Source organism: Kitasatospora sp. NPDC023120 (assembly GCF_055560835.1).
On sequence record NZ_JBVHHY010000001.1, the window covers coordinates 413,700 to 425,079 of the forward strand.

The 11,380-nt window shown below is 74.5% G+C and carries 9 protein-coding genes; 4 read left to right on the plus strand and 5 right to left on the minus strand.

Annotated features, from left to right (window positions below; translation table 11 throughout):
* Positions 1-5: 5 nt before the first annotated feature.
* Both ACZ3TI_RS02035 and ACZ3TI_RS02040 read right to left on the minus strand, forming a co-directional pair.
* The gene (locus ACZ3TI_RS02035; RefSeq protein WP_465722272.1) at positions 6-269 is read right to left on the minus strand and encodes a hypothetical protein; all 264 of its coding nucleotides are present in this window, start codon (positions 267-269) and stop codon (positions 6-8) included.
* The gene (locus ACZ3TI_RS02040) at positions 266-1,714 is read right to left on the minus strand and encodes a PspC domain-containing protein (RefSeq protein ID WP_465722273.1); all 1,449 of its coding nucleotides are present in this window, start codon (positions 1,712-1,714) and stop codon (positions 266-268) included. The genes ACZ3TI_RS02035 and ACZ3TI_RS02040 overlap by 4 nt, the downstream gene beginning before the upstream one ends.
* Before the next feature lie 134 nt (positions 1,715-1,848).
* Here ACZ3TI_RS02040 and ACZ3TI_RS02045 point away from each other — a divergent pair, with 134 nt between their 5' ends.
* The 3 genes from ACZ3TI_RS02045 (at position 1,849) to pcrA (ending at position 6,719) form a co-directional block, all read left to right on the plus strand.
* Positions 1,849-3,309: a PspC domain-containing protein gene (locus ACZ3TI_RS02045; RefSeq protein ID WP_465722275.1), complete on the plus strand. Its 1,461-nt coding sequence runs from the start codon at positions 1,849-1,851 to the stop codon at positions 3,307-3,309.
* Entirely contained in the window at positions 3,302-3,979 is a 678-nt protein-coding gene (locus ACZ3TI_RS02050; RefSeq protein ID WP_316523700.1) for a response regulator transcription factor, read from the plus strand. The genes ACZ3TI_RS02045 and ACZ3TI_RS02050 overlap by 8 nt, the downstream gene beginning before the upstream one ends.
* A 94-nt stretch (positions 3,980-4,073) precedes the next feature.
* Positions 4,074-6,719, plus strand: a complete 2,646-nt coding sequence (gene pcrA, locus ACZ3TI_RS02055; protein WP_465722277.1) for a DNA helicase PcrA — start codon at positions 4,074-4,076, stop codon at positions 6,717-6,719.
* A 51-nt stretch (positions 6,720-6,770) separates the two neighbouring features.
* Here the strand turns inward: pcrA and ACZ3TI_RS02060 are convergent, their stop codons facing one another.
* The gene (locus ACZ3TI_RS02060) at positions 6,771-7,577 is read right to left on the minus strand and encodes a M23 family metallopeptidase (RefSeq protein ID WP_465722279.1); all 807 of its coding nucleotides are present in this window, start codon (positions 7,575-7,577) and stop codon (positions 6,771-6,773) included.
* Between the two features lie 324 nt (positions 7,578-7,901).
* Between ACZ3TI_RS02060 and ACZ3TI_RS02065 the strand changes: the two genes are divergently transcribed.
* Entirely contained in the window at positions 7,902-8,306 is a 405-nt protein-coding gene (locus tag ACZ3TI_RS02065; RefSeq protein WP_189916109.1) for a cobalamin B12-binding domain-containing protein, read from the plus strand.
* A gap of 93 nt (positions 8,307-8,399) precedes the next feature.
* On the opposite strand, the gene ACZ3TI_RS02070 is transcribed toward ACZ3TI_RS02065, so the two are convergent.
* Positions 8,400-10,007, minus strand: a complete 1,608-nt coding sequence (locus ACZ3TI_RS02070) for a DUF5691 domain-containing protein (RefSeq protein WP_465722281.1) — start codon at positions 10,005-10,007, stop codon at positions 8,400-8,402.
* 11 nt (positions 10,008-10,018) lie between these two features.
* Positions 10,019-11,344 carry an SWIM zinc finger family protein gene (locus tag ACZ3TI_RS02075; RefSeq protein WP_465722283.1) on the minus strand — a complete coding sequence of 442 codons (1,326 nt, stop codon included), beginning with the start codon at positions 11,342-11,344 and terminating at the stop codon, positions 10,019-10,021.
* Positions 11,345-11,380 lie beyond the last annotated feature (36 nt).

Consider the following 11,380-nt stretch of genomic DNA (forward strand, 5'->3'; position numbering starts at 1 on the left):
CTCCTCTACTCCTCGCGGTCGGGGTCGGGGTCGGGGTCGGGGTCGCGGTCGCGGTCGGGGTTGCGGTCGCGGTCGGGACGGCCGCGCCGGGCCACCGCCGCGACCGCGCCGGCCAGGCCGCCGGCGCCGAGCACGATGAAGGTGACCGGGACGACGATCCGCCCGTCCACCGACCGGTCGTTGAGTGCCGCGACCAGGTACAGCACGGCGAGCACGGTGAACAGCGCGCCCGCGATCAGCGAGAACAGGTCGAGCCGGTGCTTCCTCACTGCTGGACCACCTTGATGTTGCCGAGGCCGATGCCGAGTTCGAGGTTGAGCGTGCCCTTGGAGGTCCGGCCGTCGACCGGGCCGATCAGATAGCTGTGCCGTCCGCTGTTGCCGCTGCGCTCGCCGGGCACGGTGACGTCGCCGAGGCCGACCCGGGCGACCATGTTCACGGTCACGTCGTCCGGCACGGTGACGGTCATCTCGCCGGTGCCGAGGTCGACCTTGGTGGCGAGGGTGCCCCCGGCCGGGTCGAGGCCGGAGAGGTCCAGCCGGATCTGCCCGGCGCCGAGGTTGTAGCGGTCGTGCAGGTCGGACGCCGCGGTGACCGTCCAGTCGCGCTTTCCGACGGCGTTGCGCATCGAGTCCGGCGAGTGGCCGACGAAGGCCAGCGCCAGGGTGAGCAGCAGACCGGTCGCCGCCAGCTTGCGGGCCCGGCCGAACTTCGCGCCGACCAGCAGCGTCAGGCCGACCACCAGCAGTGCGGTGGCCAGCACCGTCGCGCTCAGCACGGTGGGGTCGTGGCGGTTCGTGGAGGCCGACCAGACGACGGCACCCGCGCCGGCCGCCAGCAGGAAGCCGACGAAGCCCAGTGCCGAGCGCTCCCGGGGGTGGCGCACGACGGCCGGCGCGGAGCGGGGCTCCGGGCGCTCCTTGCGCAGCGGGTCGCCCTCGGGCAGGTCGGTGCGCTGCCACCAGGGCTGGGCCGGGCCCCCGACGGGCGGCACCGGGGTGCCGAACGGCGGGGTCGGGGTGCCGAACGGCGGGGTCGCGGTCGCGGCGGCACCGTACGGGTTGCGCTCGGGGTGGCGCGGGTCCCACAGGTAGCCGCTCGGGCCGGGGGCCGGACTGTCCGCGGGGACCGTTCCGGCGGCCCGGTCGGCGTCCTGCCCGGCGCGGGTCGCCTCCTCCGGTTCCGGTCGCGGCCAGACGTAGGCCGGGGAGTCGGACTCGGGGAAGTGGCGGTCGTACGGACCGCCGTGCCGGCGCGCGCGCCCCCGGCCGCGGCGGCGCTCCGGGTCGTAGCGCACCGCCAGGAAGACCAGGCCGGCGAGCAGGAGCAGCGGGAACATCTGGTCGCCGTCGCCCATCGAGGAGAAGAACACCCCCGTGCCGATCACGGTCAGCAGCACCGCGCCGACCGACTGGCCGTCCACCCGCCCGGTGAGCACCCGGTGGAGCTCGGTGCGCCCGCCGCGGCCCTTGGACTCGTCGTCGGTGGGGACGATCAGCCAGGCCAGCCCGTACAGGAACAGTCCGAGGCCGCCGGAGAGGCAGAGCACCACGACCACCACGCGGAAGACCACCGGGTCGATGTCCAGGTGCCGACCGAGGCCGCCGCAGACGCCGGCCACCACGCGGTGGTGCTCGGCCCGGGTCAGTGGCGGGCGTTCCGGCTCCGGCGGGGCGGCGGGCCCGGCCTCCTCGATGCGGGGGTCCTCGGTCATGGGCACCATCCTTCCGGCAGGTGCCGCTCCGGCCCAAGCGGGAGCACCCCTGCCCGTACCCTGACTTGTCCCTGATTCGGGCTAGGGACACACCCTGATGCGCCCGCGGGCGGGCGCGTGGAACCATCGGTGGCGTGGCAGCCCCCGGTACCGACCCCCGAACCACCGCCCCCGACGCCGCGCCGTCGCCCGGCGCCGACCCCAACGCGTCCGACGGCGGGAAGCCGCCGTACCGGCGGCTCTACCGCAGCCCGCAGGGCCGGATGCTCGGCGGCGTCGCGCACGGCCTGGCGGTGCACCTCGGGCTGCCGGTGCGCTGGGTGCGGCTCGCCTTCGTCCTGCTGTTCTTCGCGCAGGGGATCGGCGCGCTGCTGTACGCGGCGTTCTGGTTCGTGGTGCCGATCGGCATCGGCGAGCCCTCGGCGCGCGGCGGTGCCCAGTGGATGTACCTCAACGGCGTGTTCGTCCCGGCAGCGCCCGGGCTGCAGGGCGGCGTGCTGAGCAAGGGCCCCACCGGCGGCTGGGTCGGCCGGCTGCGCCAGCTGCTCCAGCACACGCTGCAGGGCGAGCCGGTCGCGCCGCCCGCCGAGGGCGAGGCCGTGGCGCCGGCCGCCAAGAACGGGCAGGGCGGCCTCGGTCAGCTCGCCGCCCTGGTGATGGTCGTGATCGGCCTGATCGCCCTGCTCAACATGCTCGGCTGGCAGACCGCCAAGCCGTACACCTGGCCGCTGCTGGCGATCGGCGTCGGTGTCGCGCTGGTCTGGCGGCAGGCCGACGACTCGCGCTGGCAGCGCTGGTTCGGCATCGAGGAGGGCGAGAAGCGGCGCGGCGCCTACACCCGGGTCGGCGCCGGCGTGCTGCTCGTGGTGGCCGGCACCATCGCGCTGCTCGCCATGCAGGGCAGCGGCTCCACGCTCGGCTCGGTCATCGAGGCCTCGCTCGCGGTGCTCGCCGGGGTGCTGGTGCTGCTCGGCCCGTACGGCCTGCGGATGTGGCAGGACCTCGGTGCCGAGCGCACCGCCCGCATCCGCGCCCAGGAGCGGGCCGAGATCGCCGCGCACATCCACGACTCCGTGCTGCACACCCTGACCCTGATCCAGCGCCGGGCCGAGGACCCCAAGGAGGTGCTGCGGCTGGCCCGCTCGCAGGAGCGCGAGCTGCGGCTGTGGCTGTACCGCCCGGAGGCCGCCGCCGAGGCGGCGCCGGACACCATGGCGGAGACCCTGCGGGCCGCCGTCGCCGAGGTCGAGGACCGGCACGGCGTCCAGGTCGAACTGGTGATCGTCGGCGACTGCCCGATGGACGAGCGGATCGCGGCACAGATGCAGGCCGCGAGGGAGGCGACCGTCAACGCGGCCAAGTACGGTGGCGGGGGACCGGTCCAGGTCTACGCCGAGGTCGAGGGGAGGACGGTGTCGGTGTTCGTTCGCGACCACGGACCCGGCTTCGACCCCGACACGGTGCCCGAGGACCGGATGGGCGTACGGGAGTCGATCATCGGCCGGATGAAGCGCAACGGCGGCACCGCTCGGGTGCGGCCGGCGGCGGGCGGCGGTACCGAGGTCGAGCTGGAGATGGAGAGAACGAATGACTGAGGCAGCGCCGGAGCGCACGGCCAGGGTCGTCCTGGTGGACGACCACCGGATGTTCCGGACGGGGGTCAGGGCCGAGATCGGCCGCACCGAGGTGACCGGCATCGACGTGGTGGGCGAGGCCGACGACGTGGACTCGGCGGTCCGCGTGGTCGCCGAGACCAGGCCCGACGTGGTGCTGCTCGACGTCCACCTGCCCGGCGGCGGCGGCGTCGAGGTGCTGCGCCGCTCGGTCGGCGTGATGGGCGAGCAGGGAGGGGTGAAGTTCCTGGCGCTGTCGGTGTCGGACGCCGCCGAGGACGTCATCGGCGTCATCCGCGGCGGCGCGCGCGGCTACGTCACCAAGACCATCACCGGCACCGACCTGGTGAACGCGATCTTCCGGATCGCCGACGGGGACGCGGTGTTCTCGCCCCGCCTGGCCGGCTTCGTCCTGGACGCCTTCGCCGCCACCGACACCCCGCCGGTCGACGAGGACCTGGACCGCCTGACCCAGCGCGAGCGCGAGGTCCTGCGGCTGATCGCCCGCGGCTACGCCTACAAGGAGATCGCCAAGCAGCTGTTCATCTCGGTGAAGACCGTCGAGAGCCACGTCTCCGCCGTCCTGCGCAAGCTCCAGCTGAGCAACCGCCACGAGCTGACCCGCTGGGCCACCGCCCGCCGCCTGGTCTGAGCCCTGCCGCCGTCGAGCCCGCCCGGCCGGCCCGCAGCATGCGGTGTTCCGGCCGGGCGGGCTTGTCGGTGGGTGGCCATAGACTCGGAGTGCCATGAGTAGCCTCTTTGACGACCTTCCGCTCCCCGGTTTCGAGGCACCCGCCGCCGGGTCGAAGCAGCCCGCCGCGCCCGTCGACGCCGTCGACGAGGAGCCCCCGCCGTACGAGGACGACGTCCCGTACGACGCGTACGAGGAGGCCATCCCGGACGGGCTGTTCCAGACGACGGCGTTCGACCAGCCGGGGGGCGCCGCCGAGGCGGAGCGGGACGCCTGGTACCGCAACGGCGCCGCCCGCACGGTGATCGATCCGGCGCAGCTGCTGGAGGGCATGAACGACCCGCAGCGCGAGGCGGTGCTGCACGCCGGCTCGCCGCTGCTGATCGTGGCCGGTGCCGGCTCGGGCAAGACCCGGGTGCTGACCCACCGGATCGCCCACCTGCTGGGCGCCCGCGGGGTGCAGCCGGGGGAGATCCTGGCGATCACCTTCACCAACAAGGCCGCCGGCGAGATGCGCGAGCGCGTGGAGGCACTGGTGGGCCCGCGCGCCCGGGCGATGTGGGTGTCCACCTTCCACAGCGCCTGCGTGCGGATCCTGCGCCGCGAGTCCAAGCAGCTGGGCTTCACCTCCAGCTTCTCGATCTACGACTCGGCGGACTCGCAGCGGCTGATGTCGCTGGTCTGCCGCGACCTCGACCTGGACCCGAAGCAGTTCCCGCCGAAGTCCTTCACGGCGAAGATAAGCAACCTCAAGAACGAGCTGATCGACGAGGAGACCTTCGCCGACCAGGCCGCCAACCCGATGGAGAAGAAGCTCGCCGAGGCGTACGCGCTGTACCAGCGGCGGCTGCGCGAGGCCAACGCGCTGGACTTCGACGACATCATCATGACGACGGTGAACCTGCTGCAGGCCTTCCCCGACGTCGCCGAGCACTACCGGCGCCGGTTCCGGCACATCCTGGTCGACGAGTACCAGGACACCAACCACGCCCAGTACATGCTGGTGCGGGAGCTGAGCGGGGGCTCCGTCGCGGCCGCGCCGAAGCGCACCGCGGACGGGGACTTCGTGAACCCGGCCGCCGCGCACCTCGCCGAGGTGCCGCCGGCCGAGCTGTGCGTGGTCGGTGACGCGGACCAGTCGATCTACGCCTTCCGCGGCGCGACCATCCGCAACATCCTCCAGTTCGAGGAGGACTACCCGAACGCGACCACGATCCTGCTGGAGCAGAACTACCGCTCCACGCAGACCATCCTGAGCGCCGCCAACGCCGTCATCGAGCGCAACGCCAACCGCCGCGACAAGAAGCTCTGGACGGCCGGGGACCACGGCGAGAAGGTCGTCGGCTACGTCGCGGACGACGAGCACGGCGAGGCCCAGTTCATCGCCGACGAGATCGACCGGCTCACCGACAAGGGCGAGGCCAAGCCCGGCGACGTCGCGATCTTCTACCGGACCAACGCCCAGTCCCGCGTCTTCGAGGAGGTGTTCATCCGGGTCGGCCTGCCGTACAAGGTGGTCGGCGGGGTGCGCTTCTACGAGCGCAAGGAGGTCCGGGACGTCCTGGCGTACCTGCGGGTGCTCTCCAACCCGGAGGACACCGTGCCGCTGCGCCGGATCCTCAACGTGCCCAAGCGCGGCATCGGCGAACGGGCCGAGGCGATGATCGACGCGCTGGCCGCGCGTGAGCGCATCTCCTTCGCCCAGGCGCTGGTGCGGGTGGACGAGGCGTACGGGATGGCCGCGCGCTCGGCCAACGCCGTGAAGAAGTTCAACACCCTGATGGCCGGGCTGCGCCAGGTCGTCGAGTCGGGCGCGGGCCCGGCGGCGGTGCTGGAGGCCGTCCTGGAGGAGACCGGCTACCTGGCCGAGCTCCAGGCCTCCACCGACCCGCAGGACGAGACCCGGGTGGAGAACCTGCAGGAGCTCGCCTCCGTCGCCCTCGAGTACGAGCAGGACCCGGGGGAGCGGCCGGACGCCGGGGAGGAGGGTACGCCGCCGGTCGGCTCGCTGGCCGACTTCCTGGAGCGGGTCGCGCTGGTCGCGGACTCCGACCAGATCCCGGACGAGGACGAGGAGGGACAGGGCGTCATCACGATGATGACCCTGCACACCGCCAAGGGCCTGGAGTTCCCGGTCGTCTTCCTGACCGGCATGGAGGACGGGATCTTCCCGCACATGCGGGCGCTCAACCAGGTCAAGGAGCTGGAGGAGGAGCGCCGGCTCGCGTACGTCGGGCTCACCCGGGCGCGCGAGCGGCTGTACCTGACCCGCTCGGTGCTGCGCAGCGCGTGGGGGCAGCCGGCGTACAACCCGGCCTCGCGGTTCCTGGAGGAGATCCCGGAGACGCTGGTGGAGTGGAAGCGCACCGGGGCGGCGCAGGCGCCCGTCCAGCGGGGCTACTCCTCGGGCTCGTCCTGGGGCAAGTCCTCGTCCGGGGGCGGGGGTTCGCGGTCGTCCTCGGCGGCCGCCGCGGTTTCGCCGAAGGCGGGCTGGGGGCAGTCCGCGCGGCGCGGTGGCAAGGTCGTGGAGCGCGACGTCGTCTCGCTGGCGGTGGGCGACCGGGTCACCCACGACAGCTTCGGGCTGGGCACGGTGGTGGCCGTGACGGGCGTGGGCGACCGGGCGCAGGCCACCGTCGACTTCGGCACCGACGGGCGCAAGCAGCTGCTGCTGCGCTACGCGCCGGTCGAGAAGCTGTAGCGCTGCGGCTTCTCGTGGCGCCACGAGAAGCCGCAGTACTCGGTCTGGTGTCTAGCGGGGGTCCAGGCCGTTGGCCAGGAACCACGGCAGCGGGTCGATCGGCCCGCTGCCGGCCGGACGGATCTCGAAGTGCAGGTGCGGCCCGGTGCTGTTGCCGCTGCTGCCGACGAAGGCGATGACGTCGCCCTGCTTCACCGGCCCCTTGCGGATCTTGTACGCGCGCAGGTGGCAGTACCAGGCCTCGGTGCCGTCCGACATCTTGAGTATCGACATGTAGCCGTAGAACGGGTTCCACTGGGTGCGGATCGTGCCGTCGGCGACGGCCATCACCTGGCTGCCGCCGTCCACCGGGAAGTCGATGCCGGTGTGGCGGTTGGCCCAGTGGGTGCCCGCCTCGCCGAACAGCTCGCCGAGGCCGTGCTGCGCGACCGGCATGACCACCTTGGGCTTGACCGGTTCGGGAGAGGGCTCGGCGGCGGGCTGCGCGGCCGGGGCGTCGGTGGGCTGGGTACCGGCCAGCGGCTGACGGGCGTCGCCGCGCGAGGCCTCGACCCGGTCGGCGGCCGCGGCCGCCTGTGCGGCCGCCGCCTTGGCGGTCGCGTTGTCCGGGGCGTCGTCCGCGGCTGCCTGCGACGGCACCCGTCCGGCGGCCTGGGCGCGCTGCTGGTCGGCCTCCCCCTGCACCGTGATCGCCGCAGCGGCCGCGACCCCGAGCGCGGCCACCGACGGCAGCGCTACCCGCAGCAGCGCCGTCCGGGTCGCCGCCTTGGCGGCACCGCGGCGCTGGGCGCGGGACTGCTCGCGGGCGGCGAGGCGCAGCTCCGCACGGGTCGGACGGGCGGCTGCGTCGGGAGCCATCGGGGGCTGCCTCCTCGGTGGGCCTCGGGCACGTCGTCGGGCGAGGTCGAACAGCCGCGACTGTAGCCGGAAGGCCGATGCCCCGGAAAAACCTCCGGTTGTCAAGGGGGCGCCCGGGGGGTCTGTGGGGAGGTTGGGAGAGGGAGGGGCATACCCGCTGGTAGCAAGGCCTGGAGCTGTGACTTTGCCCTCCTCTTGGGAGGTGGCACGGTCAACCGGGCCGGGTGGCGCTAACCTCCCCTCAGGTTGGTTATTGACCGTTAACCGCACCCGTGGCCCACAAAGCCCGGTGGGGTGGTGGACGACGAGGTCCAGGAGGCAGTGATGAGTGTGTCGGGGCCGATCCGTGTGGTGGTCGCCAAGCCGGGGCTCGACGGTCACGACCGTGGCGCCAAGGTCATTGCGCGTGCCCTGCGCGACGCCGGTATGGAGGTCATCTACACCGGGCTGCACCAGACGCCCGAGCAGGTCGTCGACACCGCGATCCAGGAGGACGCGGACGGCATCGGGCTGTCGATCCTCTCCGGTGCCCACATGACGCTGTGCGCACGGGTGCTGGAACTGCTCAAGGAGCGCGACGCGGCGGACATCAAGGTCTTCTGCGGGGGGATCATCCCGGACGAGGACATCGCCGAGCTGAAGGCGATGGGCGTCGCGGACATCTTCACCCCGGGCACGCCCACCCGGGACGTGGTGGCCTGGGTCGAGGCCAACCTGCGGGCGAGCTGACCCGAGTGGCGGCTGAGCGGGCCGGTCCCTCCGGGGGCGGCCCGCTCAGCCGTTCCCGCCCGCGGGCCCGCTCGGCCGTCCCGCCCGGTCCTCCTAGCCCGCCGACTCGGCCAGTTCCGCGAGCATCGCGGCCCGGAAGCGCAGGGTGCCGGCCAGCCGGGCGAAGGTCTCGGACCAGGCGGAGTCCGGGGCGGCCCCGGCGGCCAGCTCCTCCACCGCGGCGGCCGTCTCCGGGGCGAGCGCGCGCTCCGTCATCCCGAGCACCCCGCTGTGGCTCCACGGGTACGCGCCGGAGGCGGCGGCCCGGGCGAGGGAGTTCACCACGGCAGTGGACAGCGGCGGCGTCCACGGGGTGGCGCAGGCGCCGAGCAGTTGGAAGGCCTCGCCCAGCCCGTGCACCTCGATGAACGCGGCCGTCCAGGCGGCCCGCTCCTCGGGCGGCAGGACGGCCAGCAGCTTGGCCGGGGCGCCGGTGGCGCGCGGGGTGCGGCCCCGACCGCCGCGGGTGGGGGGCACCGGGGCCGGGCCGAGCAGCGCCCGGGCCCAATCGGCGTCGTGCTGGCGGACGGCGGCGCGCGCCCAGGCCTCCCGCAGGTCGTCGGCCCAGCTGCTGCTGGTTTCGTCGATGCTGTCGCCGACCCGCAGGGTGAGCAGCTGCTCGGGCGACAGTCCGGTGCTCTGCGGCCAGACCGCGAGCGGGGCAGCCGCCACCACCTCGCCGAACCACCAGGCCCGTTCGCCGCGCCCGGTGGGGGACTTGGGGGTGATGCCGTCGCGCTGCATCCGTGCGTCGCACTCGGTGGGCGGGGTGACCAGCAGGTGCGTGCCGGTGTCGGCCAGCCGGACGGCGGACCGGGCCCGCTCGGCCATCCGGCCCGCGAGGGCGGAGCCGGGCAGGGTGGAGAGCAGCTCGGCGGCGGTGGCGCGGACGTTCTTGCTGCGGTCGCCGAGCGCGGCCTCCAGGAACGGCTCGTCGGCGGGGGAGAGGCCGTCCTGGAGGGCGTCCAGGAAGAGCAGGCGGTCCTCGGCGCGCTCGGTGGACCAGGTGCTCCGCAGCAGCTCCAGCCCGGCGGCCGGGTCGTGGCGGCGCAGCAGGGTGAGGTGGGTGACGCGCTCGGCGAACAGGCCCTCGTGCCACAGCCGGTGGTCGGTGGGGCCGTCCTGCCGGTGCGTCGGCTCCTCGGTGGTGGTGCGCAGCACGAACCGCCAGTCGGGGTTCTGCCCGGCCAGCCAGCGGCCCGGCGGCCCGGCCAGCGCGACGGCGTCGGAGCGCAGTTCGCTGCGCGCGCGGGCCGCGTCGAGCAGGCCGGGTATCAGCGCGGCGGGCGGCCGCAGGCCCCGGGCACGGGCGGTGGCGAGCCACTGCGGCAGCAGCTCGGTCAGGTTGGCCAGGGTGCCGGCGCTGCCGGTGGCGGTACGGCCGGCCAGCAGGACGGCCAGCCGGCGGGCGGCCGGCTCGGGCAGCTCCGGGCGGCTGTCCTCGGGCGCGGGCGGGCCCGGCGGTTCGGCGGCCGGCACGGGCAGCGCGCCCGCCCGGCGGCGGACGGTGGCGAGGGCGGCCAACTCCAGCAGGGCGGTGGCCGGGTCCGTGAGGTCCACGGCGTCGGCGAGCGGCAGGGCGGTCGCCGGGAGCGGGCGGCGGTCGGTGCCGAGCAGGGCGCTGGTGTGCAGGGGCTCCCACGGGTCCTGGGTGATCGTCATTCTCGGTGCTCCTAAGAAGTGGTGAGGCCGACCGGGCGCTGACCTGCCGGCCAGGCGGTGACCGGGGCGAAGCCCTGGTGGCCGTACTCGCCGAAGACCGTCAGCGGACGGCCGGTGGAGACCGCGGTCAGCCGCCACAGCGCCGCCTCCGGGACGGTCGAGGCGCGGACGGGCACGGTGTGGTGGCCGTCCGTCAGGTACCAGCCGTCCGGGGTGCGGACCGGGACGACGTCGGTGAGGACGGTCGGCCGGCTCTCCAGCCACGGGTCGTCGGCGACGGCGGTGCCGTACCCGGCCACCGCCTCGGCGACGGTGAGCCCGGCGGGTGGGTCGGCCGGGCCCGTCTCGGGGGCGCCGTAGCGGGTGCCGAGGACGGCGCGCAGCGGGTGGGCTCCCGGGTGGTAGGCGAGGTCGGCCTCCAGCAGGTGGCCGGTGGGCAGGGCGAGGTCGGGGGCCTGGCCGGGGCGGCCGAAGGCCAGCAGCAGGGCTGCGCGGCCGGTCTTGGCGCCGCGCAGCCAGACCCGGCGGGTGGTGAGCCGTTCGTCGGGGCCCCCTTCCATCGGCACCGTGCGGCTGCCCAGCACCAGCCAGCGGTCGCGGACGGTGGGGCCGGCCAGCACCTCGGCGGCGTCCAGGGTGTACCCGACCCGGGTGCGGACGGTCGCGGCGAGCTCGGCGGGCAGCTCGTCGATCCGGGTGGCGGCGGTGGCGAGCAGGTGCAGCATCGCGTACTCCTCCAGCAGCCGCTCCTGCGGCAGGGCGTCGAGCTCCCGGACCCGGGTGGCGAGGCCCGGGGCCTGCGCGTCGACCATCCGGGCGGCGACCTCCTCCCAGGGGCCGGCGGTGGACTGGTCGGCCAGGCCGTGCCGGATCCGGTCGGCCAGGCGCAGCCGCAGCTCGGCCGCACCGGCCGCGACCCGGGCGCCGCGCCTCTCGGCCCGGCGGCGGACGGCCTCCGGGTCGGCCGGGGCCGCGGCGCGCTTCTCGGCACTCTTCTCGGCGCGCTCCCGGCGGGCCTCCAGCCACTCGGCGGCCCAGTCGGCGGGCTCGGCGGCCGGGACGGCCTCGGGGGAGCCGCTCCACAGCAGGAGGAGTCCGAGCGCGTGCTTGCACGGGAACTTCCGGCTGGGGCAGCTGCACTGGTAGGCGGGCGTGGCGAGTTCGACCACGGTGCGGTACGGCGTGCGGCCGCTGCCCCTGCACTCGCCCCAGACCGCGGTGCCGTCGGTGCCCGTGCCGGACCACGGCGCGGGCGAGGAGAGCTTGCCCGCCGCCTTCTGCGACGAGGTGTCAGGTGCCAGGGACAGGACGTGTTCGGTGCTCCAGCGTTCCTCCATGCGACCGACCGTAGGCGGGGGCACTGACAGTGGCAC

What these genes read in the sequence shown, in the direction of transcription:
- ACZ3TI_RS02040 (WP_465722273.1), bottom strand. Translation starts at nt 1,714, where the DNA reads ATGACCGAGGACCCCCGCATCGAGGAGGCCGGGCCCGCCGCCCCGCCG.
- ACZ3TI_RS02050 (WP_316523700.1), top strand. Translation starts at nt 3,302, where the DNA reads ATGACTGAGGCAGCGCCGGAGCGCACGGCCAGGGTCGTCCTGGTGGAC.
- pcrA (WP_465722277.1), top strand. Translation starts at nt 4,074, where the DNA reads ATGAGTAGCCTCTTTGACGACCTTCCGCTCCCCGGTTTCGAGGCACCC.
- ACZ3TI_RS02060 (WP_465722279.1), bottom strand. Translation starts at nt 7,577, where the DNA reads ATGGCTCCCGACGCAGCCGCCCGTCCGACCCGTGCGGAGCTGCGCCTC.
- ACZ3TI_RS02065 (WP_189916109.1), top strand. Translation starts at nt 7,902, where the DNA reads ATGAGTGTGTCGGGGCCGATCCGTGTGGTGGTCGCCAAGCCGGGGCTC.
- ACZ3TI_RS02070 (WP_465722281.1), bottom strand. Translation starts at nt 10,007, where the DNA reads ATGACGATCACCCAGGACCCGTGGGAGCCCCTGCACACCAGCGCCCTG.
- ACZ3TI_RS02075 (WP_465722283.1), bottom strand. Translation starts at nt 11,344, where the DNA reads ATGGAGGAACGCTGGAGCACCGAACACGTCCTGTCCCTGGCACCTGAC.